The following is a 16,978-nucleotide window of genomic DNA, read 5'->3' as shown; positions in this document are numbered from 1 at the left end:
TCCATGCGCGCAATTATAGGCTATATTAGTGAAATGATTCCTTATATGATCATCGTTTTACCCTTTATTCTCTTCTTTCGCCTCATTTATAATAGATTGCGCGGATTCGGCAAGCCTCGTCTGTTTCGTGAAATCGGAGTGGTCGGTTTCCTATTATTTATGACGGCATTATTTTCACAAACGATATTAACCTTTTTATATACGGGACCTACCGTCACACGCTCATTCGCCAATATCAATCTCATCCCTTTCAGAGTTTTTCGAGATAACTATTATGCCATCACCGAATTGAATTATTGGCAACCCTTAATCATTAATTTTTTGGGTAACATTTGTATCTTTATTCCGATTGGTTTTATGGTTCCACTTTTATGGAGAAGATTCAATCGATTTTGGAAGGTTACCCTAGTTGGATTTGGCATCTCCTTATTTATTGAAACAACGCAATTGACACAAGCGAGAAGTACGGATATCGATGATTTATGGCTAAACACTTTGGGGGCTATGCTTGGATACGGAGCGTATGCCCTGACAAGAAAATTTTATCCACGAGTCGTTGCAAGACTTGCAAAATAATAACTTTCGCCGCAATATATTGCATATATCAATTGTAAGCATTTTACTGTATACTTAATAGATAATATCATATTCAGGATGGTGATTCACAATGCCGATACCTACGAATCACGCAAAAACGATTCGTGTGACTGCGAAGGAAAATGCATTCAACCAGCTCCAGCAATGGATTATCGATGGTACACTTCAAGCAGGTGAAAAGCTTAACGATACGGAACTTGCGATCGCACTAGGCGTAAGCAGGACGCCAATCCGGGAATCCTTGCAATTGCTTGAAGTACAGGGCTTCGTCAAAATGTTCCCTGGGAAAGCTACACAAGTAACTGAGGTAGACAGGAATTCGATTACGGAACTCCTTCCCCCACTTGCTGCCCTTCAAGCTTTATCAGCGGAGCTTGCAATCCCACATCTTACCGACGAGGCCATTGCATTGCTTGATAGTACGAATGAAAGATTTGCGGAAGCAGTCTATACAAAAGATTACTTTTCTGCGTTAAAAATCGATGAAGAATTCCATAGAATCGTTGTGGATATCGCCAATAATTCCTATATTTTGTCGATGGTTGAGTCACTTCAGGCACATGTTAGACGATTATTTTTCCATAACTCTATCGTCTTAACTGAACAATCAATTGAAGAGCACCGTCAAATTATCCAATTACTACAAGAGCGCGATGCCCTAACAGTTGCTGCAATAATGCGTAATAACTGGTTACGCGCGATTGATGAATTTCATTCATTACCGTCAAATTAAAGAATAAAAGCCGGCTCCCTCACGATGAGGGAGCCGGCTTTTATTATGCCTCCACAGAGGAAGTTTTTAGCATACGAGCAACAATACCTGTTATAAAGATGATGACAAGGACGGGCAGCAACCACCCAAGACCTTGACTGTAAAATGGCAATGCCTCTTCATAGAACGAAACAATCGGTGCCATCCATCCGAAATAATCAATTGTCAATGAGTCACAAAGTGTTTTCAGGCCGTCGATGGCACTGATCATAAACGTCACAGCTGTTGCTGTTACATACACCAGACGTGAATGGTGGAACAATGGTGAGGCAAACGTTAGTAGCATTAAGGAAACAGCCAACGGATACAAGAACATCAAGACAGGAATCGAGTAAGTAATGATATTCGACAGCCCGAAGTTCGCCACCACAAAACAGAATGTTGTAAATATCGTGACGAACCATTTATAACTAATATTCGGCATCAACGTATGGAAATACTCCCCGCAAGCTGTCATCAGTCCGATACTTGTCGTCAAGCAGGCAAGAAGAATAACAACCGCCAACATGACCAGTCCAAATGTGCCAAGATAATGCGTCGAAGCTCCACTTAACACAGGTCCTCCAGTATCAAAAAAGCCTAGCAATCCTGTGCTTGTAGCGCCCAAATATGCAATACCTACATAAATAATCGCAAGGAACGCTGTTGCAACCGCACCTGTCTTAGCCGTCGCAGCTAAAATACCACGCTTACTTGTGACGCCCATTGAACGAATGACATTGATGACGATAATTCCAAACACAAGTGATGCCAATGCATCCATTGTATTATAGCCTTCCGTGAATCCTTTCATAAATGCCCCACTTGCATAGGCATCCTGCGGAGACCCAATCGCTCCCATTGGTTTTACAATTACCATGACAAGCAAGATTAGCAGTAAAATAATAATTGCTGGTGACAGTATTTTCCCAACGCGGTCAACAATTTTAGCTGGATTCAACGACAACCACAATGTAATACCGAAGAAAATCAACGTAAAAATAATAGACGCAATCTGCATATTGCCTTCACTAATAAAAGGCGCAATGCCAATATCAAACGCAACTGCCCCTGTACGTGGTGCTGCGAAAAATGGTCCGATTGTTAAATAAAGAAGCGATGTAAAAATCACTGCATACGTGGGATGGATTCTACTTGCAAGGTCCTGCAAGTTGCTACTCCCTGAAAATCCAATAGCTAAAATTCCGAGAAACGGTAATCCTACGCCTGTAATTAAAAATCCGAAAACAGCTGGCCAAAGATTTGTGCCCGCATTCTGTCCAAGTTGTGCGGGAAATATTAGATTTCCAGCTCCAAAAAATAAAGCGAATAACATGACACCAATAACAAGATACGATGTAAACGGTAATTTCTTCTGCATAATTTAGTTCCCCCTTAGATGTCTAACTCGCTTATATGCAATATATCACTGAGGTAATAATACCTCTTTCATCAGCGAAATGCAATATATTACTGAAAATTTTTTGAAAATACTTATTTGGGAGTTTAATTGGGTAGTCGATTTTGCAATTAGAATCGTGGAGTTACAGTTAAAAGCGCGGAGTTGCAATTAGAATCGTGAGGTTGCAATTAGAATAATAATTGGGCACTTGAAGGATGACATTGTTTGATTTACTTTTGTTAAAAAACACCCCTACGACAAAGACTTTTTGTCATACGGGTGTATCTAGCAATTTATTTGATTAAAAAGCGAGTGTGACTATGCCCTTCCCTCGACTTCTTCACTTCGAGTATAGCAGGAAATGCCACTTTCAGTTCTTCAACATGTGAAATAACACCAATCATCCGCCCCGACTTCTGTAAGTCAATGAGCGTATCAATCGCCTTATTTAATGACTCTTCATCCAATGAACCGAAGCCCTCGTCAATAAACATCGTATCAATCGACACCGAACCTTGGAAGCTTTGAATAACATCTGCCATACCAAGTGCTAGGCAAAGAGATGCATTGAATTTCTCGCCACCTGACAATGTTTTCACATCGCGTGTTTGCCCCGTATAAGCATCATAGACATCAAGGCCTAACCCACTTTGCCTACCCCGAACTTCCTGACGATCACTGCGTATCAATTCGAACTGACCACCCGACATTTCTTTAAGTCGTAGGTTCGCGGACTGAATAATTCGCTCCAAATATTCGATTTGAATAAAACGTTCAAATGACAAACGTAATCCATTATGCCCTCTGACAACATCATATAAATCGGTCACTTTGCCGAATTCTTTTTCAAGCGTCGCAACGATTGTCATAGATTTCCCTATTTTCTCTTGCAATTGTGTAGCCAGCTTGGCAAATTCCACTGAGCTATTATACGCTGTTAAAGCTGCTTCATAAGTGGCTTTCAATTCGACTAATGCCTGATTCAGCCCACTTATTTCAATCTTCTCTTTCCCTTCAAGCAATGCCGCAAGCTCTTTCACTGCTTCACGTACAGCATAAAACTGTTGTTTGAAGTTCTCAATATCTGATTTCAATTTCGTACGTGAAGCTTCGTCCATTTTTGCTTCGTGATAAGCTTGCTCCGTGGCAAACTCCGATTTTTGTAATGCCTCTACAAATCGTTGCTTTGCAGTACGTTGCTTTCCTTCCGCCTCTACAAGCGCCTGTTTCATATGCATTTCAGCCGATTTACTAGCAGTTAGACGCTCTTTGCTTTCTTCACGTCGCTTTTGAATTGATTCCCATGCAATATCCAATGCTCTTTTTTGTTGTGTCAATGCAGCAATGCGTTGCTCTAGTACGTTCAGCTCCCGCACATCTTCAGGGATAGCGTTCAACGTTTGTTCAAAAAGGGCTTGTTCTTTTTCATACGATGCCTGACAGTCAAAAACAGCACGTTCGATAACGGCCTTATGTTGCACCAATTCTTCAGCAATTTTGCTTTGCTGCATTAGCTGGTCCTTTAATTGACTCAGTTCTTGCCGCGTTGCACGAAGTACCTTCACCTCTTGTTCCAACTGCTTCTTCATGACTTGCAGGCTACTACTTTCTGTTTCTACATGCTCCACATCAACATCAATTTGAACAAGTCCACTCTCTTTTAATGCTGTTTGCTTGAAAGCACTGTCATAATTCGCTACCGCTGTACGGTAACTGCTTTCAATACGTGCAAGCTCAGCATTCGCCTTTTCAAGTTGTTCCTTGGTAACCTCGACCTCTCCACGATGCGCCTTCTCTGGATGATTACTACTACCACAAACAGGGCAAGCTTCCCCGTCGTGAAGCGTCGCTGCTAATGTTGCCGCTTCATTCATGAGCCAATGTTGCGCTAACGTTTCGTATTGTTTTTTACTTTCCATATATACTATTTCTTGGTTATTACGCTCATTGGCAAATATAGCTGTTTGTGCCGCCAAAGCAATAAATTCATCAACACTACGGCTTTTTTCAGTCGTTGCTGCCAGCAATTCAACTTGATCATCGAATATGCTTAGTTTCTTTTCTAATTGCTCTATCTGATTTTTGATGGCATTCACTTTTTCGATTTCAATGGCTGACTTTTCGGTGGTTGCTTGTAATGCTATTTGTCGTGTATGCAACTCTTTTTTCAGCATGGCGAGCGTCTCTTTTTTAGAAGCCAACGCTGCAACCTGTGGCAATGCGTCATGTAATCGAATCAAGCTCTCTGCTAATTCTTCACGTTCAGGCTTCTTTCCTTCTTCAATACTATACTGTGCTTCAATCTCTTCTACTTCTTTTGCGATGACTTGAACGGTACGAACAGCTTTTTCAAGATGCTCTTGTTTAATGCCCACTTCTTTCTTAAGCTCTACAAACTGCATGTCCAATTGTTCAATCGCCACTGCACGTTCTGCATCCCCAAGCCGTTTCGCCTCTTTTTCCAAAAATGGGACCTTATTCGATAGCTCTTCATAGACTGCTTTTCTTTGTGCTAACTCATCGAATCGCTCATTTAATCCTTTGGCTGCATGGTACTTTTCAAGCATTTCCGCATGTTGTTGAACAGCCGTTTCATAACGCTGTTTATCAACCGTTACTTTTTCATTATAAAATACCTGTTCCGTCTCCAACGCGCTCATCACTTGATGGTCATTAACATTATCATTTGCCAATAAGGCAAAAATAGCCGATTCGCGCTGCGGTAATAGTGATGGTATTTGCTTAACGAGTCCGTCTTTTTGTTGTTTTTCGCCGAGAAGTGCCGTTTGCGCTGCATCCTTCTTGCCTTTCAACTTGTCTACAATTTCACGGTAAGGTTCTGTCTTGAATATTTTCCGCATAATTGCTTCTTTATTTTCTGTATCAGATGTTAGAAACTTGCGGAATTCCCCTTGGGGTAGCATGACAATTTGGCTGAATTGGGCCTGTGTAAAACCAATTAGCTCCTCAGCTTTTCTATCAATTTCAGACACAATTTGCCGATCAACAATTGGTACTTCTCCATCAGCTGTCACTTCATAAAACTCATAACGGGCAGCCGATTTCGTTTTATTACCTTGTTTGATATACGGAATTTGCCGCAGTATACGATACGTTCGGTTATGTATAGCAAACAACAATTCAACCGTTGTCGGTACAGCATCATCCGCAAAATCACTGCGCATCGCTCCACTATCCACTCGGTCTTCGCCACTCGCTTGTCCATATAACGCAAAACAAATCCCATCAAAAATCGTCGTTTTTCCGGCACCCGTTGCACCAGAAATCACAAACAGCCGATTGTCTTCTAGCTCTCTAAAATCAACGACTTCCGTCCCTTTATACGGTCCAAATGCTGTCATTGTTAATTGGATAGGTTTCATTGCGCAAGCCCCTCCTTGTGCATAACTTCGTGAAGCACTTGTGCAAACAGTTCTTCTGTTTCCGCATCCGCCGCTTCACCCTTCATTTCCTCGTAAAATGCTTTAAAAAGTGCCACATCATCCTGTTTTCCATGGTCAATCCGCTGTTCATTCTCTTCATTCCTTAACGGCATAAACATTTTCCGTTCAACATGCATTGCATTCGGATAGACCGACCGAACCTTTTCCATTGGGAATAAAACCGGCGTGTCATCTAGCAACTTAACGAATACATAATCTTCACTAATGGCATGCAATAAAATGTCCTCCATTGTGCCTTCCACTGTCCGCATATCATGCTGGGGTATCAGTTCCCGTTTTTCAACAACCACTTGTCCTTCAGCATCAAGTTCAACAACAAAAAATCCTTTGTTGTGATGTTGTTCTGAAATGGAATATTTCATGGGCGAACCTGCATAGCGAACAGTTTCATTCAACACATAATGCGCCTGATGTAAGTGACCGAGTGCTGTATAATGGAATGGCTCGAATAGATGTGCTGATACATATTCAGCGCCCCCAATAGCTAGCGGACGTTCCGAATCGCTCGTGTTCGCTTCACTTTCTCCGTGAGAAGTCACGAATGCATGTCCAACAAAAACATGACGCGCGTTTTCCTGCAAGTTTGCACAAATACTTTCTGTTACTTTTTTCATTGCATCATTATGATTGGAAATTGTGGCATCATCGTGAAGATGTTTCACAACGGAAGGGTCTGCAAACGGCACTAGGTGGAAATGAACTTCACCGAATTCATCCGACAGAACGACTGGCTCAATGTCCTTCGCCATTTGACCAGCAATATGATAACCGTTAGCCCGCATCAAACCGCTACCGAAGTTCAGCCTCCCCGGGCTATCATGATTGCCGCCGATTGCAAGAACAGGCGTCTTCAATTCTAGTATTATTTTTTCAAGTACCTCATCGAGCAACGCAACTGCCTCAGTTGGCGGTACTGCCCGGTCATACAAATCTCCTGCGATAATAACCGCATCTGGCTTCTCTTCTTTTATCGCTTCAATAAACTGATCCAGCACATAGCGCTGCCCATCTGTCATATAAACTCCTTGAACTAGTTTGCCTAAATGCCAATCCGCCGTATGGAAAAATTTCAATGTCTTGTCCCCTTTCGACCCTCTTTGCTACTACTTTACAGGACTAGGCCGAAAAAATGAATCCATTGCCACTTTTCCTCCTATTTCCATACTAATGGTTGACCTTGTGATTTACATATGCCTATAATGGGGGCAAGTCCAATTGCATAAGATCCACCGCTAGGGGTGCTCTAACAGAGCTGAGAGAGGCATGTGCCTTGACCCTTATAACTTGAACTGGTTAATACCAGCGTAAGGAAGAGGTGCTGACAAGAAATTCTGCCGGTCTATCTTCCGGATATTTTTGACTGTCCACAACCCACTTCTTCTTCAAGGAGTGGGTTTTTAACTTTATTCTTCCAAGTAAAGTTAAAGCCTCCGGCGGATTGATTGGATAAAAATAAAAAGGGAGTGTTTTAGTTATGAAATTTACTGACCGCTTGCTTGAAAAGACCTTACCAATCTGGAGACAGAATCATAGCCATCCATTTGTGCAAGGTATTGGTGATGGGACGCTCGATCCGGATAAATTTAGATTTTATATGGTGCAAGATTACTTGTATTTAATTGACTACGCAAAAGTGTTTGCGATTGGCGCTGTTAAAGCGGACGATTTGGAAACGATGGGCAAGTTTGCAACGCTACTTGATGGTACGTTGAACACCGAAATGGCCCTACACCGAAGCTATGCACAACGATTTGGTATTTCGGTACAAGAACTTGAAGCCGCAAAGCCGTCCCCTATTGTGCTTGCGTACACGCATTATATGTTGCATGTTTGCCAAAATGGGACAGTTGCAGAAGTCATTGCGGCATTGCTTCCTTGTGCGTGGAGTTATTGGGAAATTGGCAAGGAGCTGAATGCTATTCCAGGTGCCAAAGATCATCCGTTATACGGAGATTGGGTCCGCATGTATTCATCAGACGAATTCGGTGAACTCGCTAGTTGGTGCATCGAATTGATGGATAAAGCTGCGGCTGGTAAACCTGAACATGAACTGTTGAAACTCGAAGAAATTTTCCTTAATACGACACGTTTTGAATACATGTTCTGGGATATGGCAAACGACAAACAGATGTGGCCTGGAGAAAAAAGTTTTCATGTTGGCGTTTGACCGTATTTCATTTAATTATCCATCCGCTAGCAACATACTCGATGGACTGTCATTTACCATCCATCCTGGCGAATTCATTTCGATTGTCGGTGTGAGTGGCTCGGGAAAAAGTACGATTTTCCGCCTTGTTACCGGGTTGGATGAACCTACAGCAGGGACCATTTCACTTGCGGACAATCCAGACGGCAATCGCCTTGGAAAAGTAGGCTATATGCCACAACAAGATCTACTTCTACCGTGGCGAACCATTTTAGAAAATGCCTGCCTCCCACTTGAAATCTCAGGGATGGATAAGCAGCCCGCACGTGAACTGGTCCAGCCACTATTGCATGAATTTGGGCTTGCCGGAACAGAAGACCGTTATCCAGCCGAATTATCAGGTGGTATGAAACAGCGTGTAGCTTTTCTACGCGCAGTCTTGTCTGGCAATCCCTTACTACTGTTGGATGAACCTTTTTCAGCACTCGATGCCATCACACGGCTCTCCATGCAGGAATGGTTGATCGACCAATGGAAAAAGCGACAAGTTACGGTTTTATTCATAACCCATGATGTCGAAGAAGCCTTATTTCTATCCGATCGTATTTTTCTATTGAAAAATAAACCGGTCAATTCAATCGAAGAGATCGAAGTACCTCTTGCAAGACGACGAACACGTATTGATTTACATCATCCCGAAATGCTCGAACTGAAAGAGCGGTTGCTTAGTAATCTGCGGAGCGAGGTACACGTATGAAAAATACTTCTTCCCTTATGATTTTCATACTGTTCGTCTGTTTTTGGGAGCTAGGTGCACGCCTTTACGACAAACCGTTCATCCTGCCTTCTCCCATTCAAATCTTAGGTCGGTTTTGGGAGCTAAAGGAAGTATTATTACTGAATCATTTGCCAGCGACTTTGCTAACGATCATCATCGGGCTTATCATTTCAATCGTTGCAGGGTCCATAATAGCAGTGTGGATGTCTGCCAGTCCGGGCGTACGAAAGGCATTCTATCCGATTCTCATCGCATCCCAAATGATTCCCATTATCGCACTTGCACCTATTTTCGTTCTATGGTTCGGCTATACAATTTGGAGCAAGGTCGCTGTCACTGTACTCATCACCTTTTTCCCGATTACAGTGAATACATTTGATGGACTGGCATCCGGAAAAAAAGACATGCAGGAATTATTGTTAACAATGGGTGCTACAAAAAAAGATATTTTCTTGAAATATTCTGTCCCAACTGCTCTTCCTCATTTCTTTTCCGGGTTGAAAGTCGCGGTGACTTTAAGTGTAATTGGGGCAGCTATTGGAGAATGGCTCGGTGCGCAGGCCGGGCTCGGTTACTTTAGCCGTCGCATGATGACACAATTCGATGGCGCGGCAGTGTTCGCGCCGATTCTTGTACTCACGATCGTCGGCATTACTTTATTCATAGGCGTTACCATTATTGAAAATCGCATGTTAAAATGGAGGATAAAAAATTGAAGAAGATCACCTTATTGTTAACCGGCATTGCGCTTATTTTATTGGTTAGCGCGTGCAATAAAGAAGAAACCGAAAAAGTAAGTATTATGCTCGATTGGTATCCAAATGCAGTACATAGCTTCCTCTACGTCGCCGAAGAAAAAGGTTATTTTGCTGATGAAGGTATCGAACTGGATATTCAATTTCCAGCAAATCCGACCGACCCAATCAATCTTGCCGCTGCAGGAAAAGTAACAATGGGTATCACATATCAGCCGGATGTCATTATCGCACGCTCTGAACAGGACATCGGCGTAAAGTCCGTCGGCGTCCTCGTCCGCTCACCATTGAATCATGTTGCTTTTCTAAAAGAGAGTGGCATTGAGCGACCGAAAGATTTGGAAGGGAAAACAGTCGGCTATACTGGCATTCCTTTGAATGAAGCAATGCTTGAGACGATGATGGTTGCTGACGATGCTGACTACAGTAAAGTTAATATGGTAGATGTTGGTTTCGAGCTGAATTCTTCATTGATTTCAAAGAAAACGAACGCTGTCATCGGCGCATATATTAATCACGAAGTACCCTTACTAGAATATGAAGGATTTCCTACGGGCTATATCGACCCGACAGACTTCGGTGTACCTTCCTTTTACGAGCTAGTCGTCGTGACAAGTGATGATACTTGGAAGAAAGAACAGAAAAATATCGCAGCATTTTGGCGCGCAGCTGGAAAAGCTTTTGATGATATGGAAAAGGACCCGGAAGAAGCGCTATCTATTTTGCTAAAACACCAAGACGAAGCCAACTTCCCACTCGTTAAAGAAGTAGAAAAAGAGTCCCTCTCAATTCTTCTGCCGAAAATGAAGTCTCCTAGTACATTTGGTGAACAAGACGAAGAGACATGGAGAGTAACTGCCGATTGGATGAAGGCAACGGGTTTATTGAAAAAGGAAGCGAATCTTGAAGAGATTTTTGTGAATATGAACTAAAAAAAGCAGCTAGGACCTCAATTAAATGTGAGATCCTAGCTACTTTTTATTTCTTCAAACCACTATAAATCATATCCGTATTCCATTGTAGCAATTTGATATACGTGTCGCCATCTTCCCCTGGTGCTCCAAGAGAGTCTGTAAATATCTTGCCATGAATCGGTACTTTCGTTTCTCTTGATACCATCTCCATGCTTCGCGGATCAACGCTTGTTTCTAAAAATAGCGCCGGAACATCTTCCTCATTAATGATCGAGATGATGCTTGTTAGCTGTTCAGGCGTTCCTTCATTATGTGAATTAATTTCCCAAATGAAGGCCGCACGAACATCATACGCTGCAGTGAAATATTTGAAAGCCCCTTCACTCGTTACGAGGATACGCCGTTCTTCCGGAATCTGGCTCATCTTATCCATAATTTCCTCATGAACAACCTCAAGTTGGGCTATATAAGCATCTGCATTCTTAGTATAGCTATCCGCATTTTTAGGATCTACCTTTATTAAGGCATCCCGAACATTTTCTGCATATTTAATACCGTTACGCGCATCAAGCCATGCGTGAGGATCTTCTTCCCCTTTATGTTCCTTTGAATTCAGGAGCATCGGCACAACCCCTTCACTTACACGGAATACGGGTGCATCTTCCCCCGACTTGCCTGCCGTTTCCATCAATTTCGTAAACCAGGCATTACCTTCTTCTAAATTTAACCCGTTGTAAAATACAGCATCCGCATCTGTCGTCAACGCGACATCTGCTGGAAGTGGATCATATTGGTGAGGGTTCGATCCGATCGGTGCAAGACTATGTACCTGGACCAAATCCCCCCCCACATTGTTTACAATATCGTACACAATCGAATACGTAGCAACGACTTGCAATTTATCGCTTTTCTCTTTCGGTGCAGATGTGCCCTGGCCACATGCCGATACAATGGCTGCAATAGCCAGCATTGCAATCAGTAACATACTCTTTTTCATTCAATAACTTCCCCTCTTCATTTAGAATACCGCTTATAAGACGGCTGACTTTTGTCTATTTACTCGAATAGCTCGCAACAATAATCCTTGTTTTGGCGAGAAAATAAAGGCTGCGAAAAACAAAGCCGTGGCAACAAGAACAATCGTTGCACCCGACGCAAGATTATACGTAAAACTCAAGTACAAGCCGATGACCGCTGAAATCGTGCCGCATAATGCCGACAGGAAGATCATCGTGGACAATCGATCTGTCAGTAAATAAGCTGTCGATGCTGGTGTAATGAGCATTGCCACTACTAAAATAATTCCTACAGTCTGTAGCGATGCGACTGTCACAAGCGTCAACAACACCATTAGAAAATAGTGAATCAGCTTGTTCGGAAGACCGTACGCCTGCGACATAATTGGATCAAACGAACTGACGAGCAATTCTTTATAAAACAGAAACACGCTGACCAAGACAATGATGCCGACGATAAGTGTAATCCACATATCCGAAGGTCTAACAGCCAACACATTACCAAACAAAATATGATACAAATCTGTACTGCTTTTCAAGACTGTAATGAGAATAATCCCAACAGCAAATGCAGCTGTAAACATGATACCAATTGAAGAATCATTTTTTATACGGCTATTTTGATTGATAAAGCCGATTCCAATAGCTGTTAAAATACCCGTTGTTACAGCCCCGAAGAAGATATTAATACCCAGCATGAAGGAGATTGCGACACCTGGTAAAACCGCGTGAGAAATCGCATCCCCCATTAACGCCATCCCTCTTAAAATGATAAAACAACCGACAACGCCACTAATGATACCAACCATTACAGATGTAATCAGTGCTTTTTGAAGAAAACCATATTGCATAACCGCTTCGATAAATTGCATCATTTCGCCATCACCTCATCTAAAAAGGACAATTGTCCACCGTACGCACTGACTATATTTTTAGGTGTAAACACTTCTTTCACGCGGCCCTTCGCAATTAACTCTTTGTTTAACAACAGCAGTTCATCAAAATACTTTTCTGCTTTATTCAAATCATGGTGAACAACAATGATTGTTTTCCCGTCATCACGCAACTCTTTTAAAATATTGACAATCATTTCTTCACTCGTTGCATCAATTCCGACAAATGGTTCATCGAGTAAGAACAGGTCTGCTTGTTGCGCAAGGGCTCTGGCCAAGAAAACTCGCTGCTGCTGGCCGCCTGATAACTCGCCAATTTGCCGATTCTGAAACGCGACCATATCTACCTTTTCCAAGCATTTCAACGCCAATTCCTTCTCTTTCCGACCTGGTCTTTTAAAGATGCCAAGTGTCGGATACGTGCCAATCAGTACGGTATCTTTTACTGTAATCGGGAAATCCCAATCGATTGTGCTACGCTGCGGGACATAAGCGATTCGTTTACGCACCTCTTTCAGCGTAGAGCCCAGGATGGTTATATCGCCCTTGTCTTTCGGAATCAAATTGAGTAATGACTTGAGCAAAGTCGACTTCCCCGCCCCATTCGGTCCAATAATCCCAACTGATGTCCCTTCTGAAATTGTAAATCCGATATCTTGTAACACTTCTTTTCCGTAATACGACACATGTAAATTTGACACAGTCATTGCATTTTTCATTGCACGACACCTCCATATAGTTATTGATATGCAATAAGTTTCCTCAAGGCAACTTATATTGTAAATTTTTTTGCCCTCGGGAAACTTTATAGGCAAAAAAAATGAATGTGATAGTTCTTTCCCTTAGGAAACTTTCTATCTTCATAGTAAAAGATTCATGATGAAATGTAAAGCAAAAGTTTTTTCATGTCAGAAAATTATAGTGATAGACGCGAAACTCGACTACAAAAAAAAATGAGGACACCACTGTTACAGTATCCTCACTTCCCATTTTAAAGATCATTCAACGAAATAACTTCTCCTGTCACTGCATCCACCGCTTCCGCAGCATCAAGCAGTCCACACAATATATATTTCCCCGTCAGTTCATCATAAACATATGTCGGATCAAGCGTAATATACGGCACCATTTTCTCAAAAGCTTCGTCATGTGTAACAACTGCTTGTTCGGCTGGAGCAAACGTATCAAATATCTCCACCATCGCTCCATTATCTACAAAATTCAAAACAGACATAGTTTCTGGTTTGATAAACACAACAACTTTACGATTAAATACTGTCGAGTTTTCTGTCATACACCTACAATGCGCTTCAATGAAATTCTCTTGACGACGAAGTTCCGCAAGCCGCCATTTTCCCGATTCATGTGGGTATTCTGAACGTAAGACATCACGTACTACCCCTTTGCTGCGCTCAATTTGATGGTCTGTCAATAGTAATTTATCATCAGCGGCGACTTGACCAAACGCCACTTCGACAGTTGATTCAGAAACGAAGTGTAGTTCTTCACGCTTAAATGTTTGCACAAGCGGATGATCCCATTCCAATACTGCATCCACTTTTACGATTGTACGTTCATGCTCAAAAAATGGAATAATCCGTTGGCCGTCCACTGTCACAAATACTTCCTCCATCGCGTAGGCCGGAATGAATCGATTTTCTGATTCAGACGGAAAGTTAACGAGTTGTAACTGCTTTTTAACGAGAGGCTCGATTTCTTCCAGTGTTAGCGTGAATGCAGATTTCTTGATGTCCTCTTCACGGGGAGCAGTACCATATCTTGAATAGGAAGTAAGTTTGCCCATTTCATCAAATTCCACAATCATCATACAACCTGGTGACATACGAACGCCTTCTATATCCATTTCAAAATGGAACTCATCGCCGCAAGCTTGTGTAAGTTTAAAATCAATGCCGTACGTCAATCCTGTTTGCTTTTCGAGCCAAGTCGCCACTTCTTCAAGTGTTTTTCCTACAAATGGTGATATCGTTGAAAATGATTGCTCCTGAGTGAAAATAATCCTATCAAAGCGCTGTTCTTGAATATTATAGTCCATACACGCAGTGCCCGCCGGATTCATGTCGTCTTCCACGGGTTCAGTCAATTCTTTTGGAAACCACTCCATATTGACAATATAATAAGCCTCACCCATGCTATCTCTTTCTTTATTAATCGAATGCCTCTCCAACTCATATGCATCCAATCCAAAGTTCACTCTTGCCTCGTCAATAATCTGTTGCAATCTTTCGTCCATGCTTCCACCCTTTTCATATGTATGTAGTCAAAAAGAAAAGCTGATTGCACATGGCAGTCAGCTTTCGATTCATCGAACTTAATCAATTACCCTCGGCGTAATTGCGTCCAAATGTTGAATCAGCAGGGTCTACGCTGATTCAAGTTCACTCAAAAAATACTTTATCGACGTTATATTTCGCACGTTGCGTATTAATAATATACGTTTCATAGATTTCTCGTTCCATTGGATCTTCTACGATAATGACAGCAATTTCTTTCACTTCATTGCGATGGTCTTTGATCGGTGATACCATGTCTTCAAAATGCTTCTTGACACGTTGGCGAAGTTTACGCGCTTTCCCAGCAAACAACAATTCATCTTTATTGTTATAAAATAAAATGATGCCGCCCTTATCGCGAGGAATTTCGTGGAAATCAATAAAGCCATAAATTGGTTTAATCGGCGCAACTCCTGGAGCCATTTCTTGTTTACGCTGCACAATTGTAATATCTGGTTGTGGTACTGTAATTGTAATCAATTCAACTTCACGTCCTCTTCTAATCTGAACTTAAATCTTACCATAAATCCACTTAAAAAGCGAAGCAGGACGGCAGGCACTTGTTATTATTTTGCTCGTTGTTCTCTGTCGTTTACTTCGACACTTAATTATCGGACATCACTTGACATTTAACAAGTTGAAGGTGGAAAAAAATCGTGGTTAATAAACCGCCTTAAAAAGAATACTCGAAATACATTGACCTTTCTTTCATCTTCGTGTAAAGTACATTTTAATAACTTATAAGCGTTGAAGAGAAAAGTAAAGTGCATAGGATTTCTTACAGAAAGCTTCGGTAGCTGAAAAGAAGCAGAAAAACTCCACTTGAACAATGGCCTCTGAGCTCTGCGTTGAACGTGCAACTTGCTTGCATCAGTAGATTAGCAGCGGGAGTTGGTACCCGTTATCTATATCACAGTCTAAAATCCATCACAATAGGATTTTGTACTTGCTGAGGTTGTCTATGTGAGTAGGCAACGAAAAAAGGTGGTAACACGAGCATTCATCTCGTCCTTTTCAATCAATTAATGATTGGATGGGGCGGGATTTTTTGTTTTCTAGTTTCATATACTTTTAAGACGAGGAGAGTGTTTGGTTATGACAACAGGTTTATTAGTTTTTCAATCAGATTTCGGCAAAAGTGATGGTGCTGTTAGTGCGATGCATGGTGTAGCAAACGCTGTTCAACGCGGCATTCCTATTTATGAAATTACACATCAGATTCCCCAATATAATATTTGGGAGGCGTCGTACCGATTATTACAAGCGATTAGCTATTGGCCAGACAACACGGTTTTCGTATCGATTGTTGACCCTGGTGTAGGTTCAGAGCGACGTGGAATTGTTGCCAAAACCGTCAACAACCACTATATTGTGACACCTGATAACGGAACATTAACACATGTAGCACAATTCATTGGCATTACCGAAGTCCGGGAAATTGACGAAACAATCAATCGTCTTCCAAACTCTGGCGAATCTCATACATTCCACGGACGAGATATTTTCGCATATACAGGTGCACGGCTTGCTACCGATGTCATTCAATTTAAAGATATCGGGCCAATTCTTGAGACTACAAAAGTAATTGCTTTACCACTGAAAATATCGGAAATAAAAGAAGAAGTGATTACTGGAAATGTCGATATTATTGATAGACCTTTCGGAAATCTATGGACCAATATTAGTAGACTACAATTTAAGGAAATTGCGCAACAGCATGGTGACTCATTTGAAGTTGCCATTACAACAGATGGCCGTACGATTTACAACAACATCATGACATTCGGTCGATCCTTTGCAGATTTACACATCGGTGAACCACTTGTCTATGTCAATTCACTCGACAATATCGGCATCGCCATCAACCAAGGCTCATTTGCAGATGCCTACCGCATTGGCACAGGAACAACCTGGCAAGTCACAATTCGTAAAGCACCAAGGATTGTTTATGAATAAGGATTGTTTATG

The 16,978-nt window shown here is 41.8% G+C and carries 15 protein-coding genes, 1 riboswitch and 1 other annotated feature; of the genes, 7 read left to right on the top strand and 8 right to left on the bottom strand.

Annotated elements, in window-relative coordinates:
- Positions 1-3 precede the first annotated feature (3 nt).
- A complete protein-coding gene (locus tag R2B72_RS00555) occupies positions 4-576 on the top strand; it encodes a VanZ family protein (RefSeq protein ID WP_318614144.1) in 573 nt (190 codons plus the stop codon).
- A gap of 91 nt (positions 577-667) precedes the next feature.
- On the top strand, positions 668-1,330 hold the full coding sequence (locus tag R2B72_RS00550; protein ID WP_318614143.1) for a GntR family transcriptional regulator: 663 nt from the start codon (positions 668-670) through the stop codon (positions 1,328-1,330).
- Positions 1,331-1,373: 43 nt separating this feature from the next.
- Here R2B72_RS00550 and brnQ read toward each other — a convergent pair whose 3' ends face one another.
- The 3 genes from brnQ to R2B72_RS00535 all read right to left on the bottom strand — a co-directional run bounded on the left by brnQ (position 1,374) and on the right by R2B72_RS00535 (position 7,287).
- A complete protein-coding gene (gene brnQ, locus R2B72_RS00545; protein ID WP_318614141.1) occupies positions 1,374-2,729 on the bottom strand; it encodes a branched-chain amino acid transport system II carrier protein in 1,356 nt (451 codons plus the stop codon).
- 314 nt (positions 2,730-3,043) lie between these two features.
- Positions 3,044-6,133 (bottom strand): AAA family ATPase, encoded by a 3,090-nt coding sequence (locus R2B72_RS00540; RefSeq protein WP_318614140.1) that lies wholly within the window; start codon positions 6,131-6,133, stop codon positions 3,044-3,046.
- Positions 6,130-7,287, bottom strand: a complete 1,158-nt coding sequence (locus R2B72_RS00535) for an exonuclease SbcCD subunit D (protein WP_318614139.1) — start codon at positions 7,285-7,287, stop codon at positions 6,130-6,132. The genes R2B72_RS00540 and R2B72_RS00535 overlap by 4 nt, the downstream gene beginning before the upstream one ends.
- Positions 7,288-7,438: 151 nt before the next feature.
- Positions 7,439-7,542, top strand: a riboswitch (TPP riboswitch).
- A gap of 146 nt (positions 7,543-7,688) precedes the next feature.
- Between R2B72_RS00535 and tenA the strand changes: the two genes are divergently transcribed.
- Genes tenA through R2B72_RS00515 form a run of 4 tightly spaced genes read left to right on the top strand, consistent with a single transcriptional unit; the run spans position 7,689 to position 10,825 of the window.
- Positions 7,689-8,381, top strand: coding sequence for a thiaminase II (gene tenA / locus R2B72_RS00530; protein WP_318614138.1), 693 nt, complete (start codon positions 7,689-7,691; stop codon positions 8,379-8,381).
- Complete coding sequence (locus tag R2B72_RS00525; protein ID WP_318614137.1) at positions 8,368-9,117, top strand: ABC transporter ATP-binding protein; 750 nt, start codon at positions 8,368-8,370, stop codon at positions 9,115-9,117. Before tenA ends, R2B72_RS00525 begins: the two co-directional genes overlap by 14 nt.
- Entirely contained in the window at positions 9,114-9,854 is a 741-nt protein-coding gene (locus tag R2B72_RS00520; RefSeq protein WP_318614135.1) for an ABC transporter permease, read from the top strand. Before R2B72_RS00525 ends, R2B72_RS00520 begins: the two co-directional genes overlap by 4 nt.
- Entirely contained in the window at positions 9,836-10,825 is a 990-nt protein-coding gene (locus R2B72_RS00515) for an ABC transporter substrate-binding protein (protein ID WP_318614134.1), read from the top strand. The genes R2B72_RS00520 and R2B72_RS00515 overlap by 19 nt, the downstream gene beginning before the upstream one ends.
- A 46-nt stretch (positions 10,826-10,871) precedes the next feature.
- Here R2B72_RS00515 and R2B72_RS00510 read toward each other — a convergent pair whose 3' ends face one another.
- The 5 genes from R2B72_RS00510 to R2B72_RS00490 form a co-directional block, all read right to left on the bottom strand.
- Positions 10,872-11,804 (bottom strand): metal ABC transporter substrate-binding protein, encoded by a 933-nt coding sequence (locus R2B72_RS00510; RefSeq protein WP_318614132.1) that lies wholly within the window; start codon positions 11,802-11,804, stop codon positions 10,872-10,874.
- A gap of 33 nt (positions 11,805-11,837) precedes the next feature.
- On the bottom strand, positions 11,838-12,695 hold the full coding sequence (locus tag R2B72_RS00505; RefSeq protein WP_318614358.1) for a metal ABC transporter permease: 858 nt from the start codon (positions 12,693-12,695) through the stop codon (positions 11,838-11,840).
- The gene (locus R2B72_RS00500; protein ID WP_318614131.1) at positions 12,695-13,435 is read right to left on the bottom strand and encodes a metal ABC transporter ATP-binding protein; all 741 of its coding nucleotides are present in this window, start codon (positions 13,433-13,435) and stop codon (positions 12,695-12,697) included. Before R2B72_RS00500 ends, R2B72_RS00505 begins: the two co-directional genes overlap by 1 nt.
- Before the next feature lie 272 nt (positions 13,436-13,707).
- Positions 13,708-14,970, bottom strand: coding sequence for a hypothetical protein (locus R2B72_RS00495; protein ID WP_318614129.1), 1,263 nt, complete (start codon positions 14,968-14,970; stop codon positions 13,708-13,710).
- A gap of 145 nt (positions 14,971-15,115) precedes the next feature.
- On the bottom strand, positions 15,116-15,490 hold the full coding sequence (locus R2B72_RS00490; protein ID WP_318614127.1) for a nucleotide excision repair endonuclease: 375 nt from the start codon (positions 15,488-15,490) through the stop codon (positions 15,116-15,118).
- 258 nt (positions 15,491-15,748) lie between these two features.
- Positions 15,749-16,026 (top strand) — a binding site (T-box leader).
- Between the two features lie 79 nt (positions 16,027-16,105).
- On the opposite strand from R2B72_RS00490, the gene R2B72_RS00485 reads away from it, so the two are divergent.
- Positions 16,106-16,966, top strand: coding sequence for an S-adenosyl-l-methionine hydroxide adenosyltransferase family protein (locus tag R2B72_RS00485; protein WP_318614126.1), 861 nt, complete (start codon positions 16,106-16,108; stop codon positions 16,964-16,966).
- Positions 16,967-16,978 lie beyond the last annotated feature (12 nt).

The sequence above is a fragment of the Sporosarcina sp. YIM B06819 genome (assembly GCF_033485175.1).
Taxonomy (GTDB): Bacteria; Bacillota; Bacilli; order Bacillales_A; family Planococcaceae; genus Sporosarcina.
Note: the sequence above shows the minus strand (reverse complement) of the source record. Positions and strands in the feature narration are given on the sequence as shown.

Coding starts and splice junctions, on each gene's coding strand:
- R2B72_RS00525 (WP_318614137.1), top strand. CDS start 8,368: ATGTTGGCGTTTGACCGTATTTCATTTAATTATCCATCCGCTAGCAAC.
- R2B72_RS00515 (WP_318614134.1), top strand. CDS start 9,836: ATGGAGGATAAAAAATTGAAGAAGATCACCTTATTGTTAACCGGCATT.
- R2B72_RS00550 (WP_318614143.1), top strand. CDS start 668: ATGCCGATACCTACGAATCACGCAAAAACGATTCGTGTGACTGCGAAG.
- tenA (WP_318614138.1), top strand. CDS start 7,689: ATGAAATTTACTGACCGCTTGCTTGAAAAGACCTTACCAATCTGGAGA.
- R2B72_RS00505 (WP_318614358.1), bottom strand. CDS start 12,695: ATGCAATTTATCGAAGCGGTTATGCAATATGGTTTTCTTCAAAAAGCA.
- brnQ (WP_318614141.1), bottom strand. CDS start 2,729: ATGCAGAAGAAATTACCGTTTACATCGTATCTTGTTATTGGTGTCATG.
- R2B72_RS00500 (WP_318614131.1), bottom strand. CDS start 13,435: ATGAAAAATGCAATGACTGTGTCAAATTTACATGTGTCGTATTACGGA.
- R2B72_RS00495 (WP_318614129.1), bottom strand. CDS start 14,970: ATGGACGAAAGATTGCAACAGATTATTGACGAGGCAAGAGTGAACTTT.
- R2B72_RS00540 (WP_318614140.1), bottom strand. CDS start 6,133: ATGAAACCTATCCAATTAACAATGACAGCATTTGGACCGTATAAAGGG.
- R2B72_RS00520 (WP_318614135.1), top strand. CDS start 9,114: ATGAAAAATACTTCTTCCCTTATGATTTTCATACTGTTCGTCTGTTTT.
- R2B72_RS00555 (WP_318614144.1), top strand. CDS start 4: ATGCGCGCAATTATAGGCTATATTAGTGAAATGATTCCTTATATGATC.
- R2B72_RS00510 (WP_318614132.1), bottom strand. CDS start 11,804: ATGAAAAAGAGTATGTTACTGATTGCAATGCTGGCTATTGCAGCCATT.
- R2B72_RS00485 (WP_318614126.1), top strand. CDS start 16,106: ATGACAACAGGTTTATTAGTTTTTCAATCAGATTTCGGCAAAAGTGAT.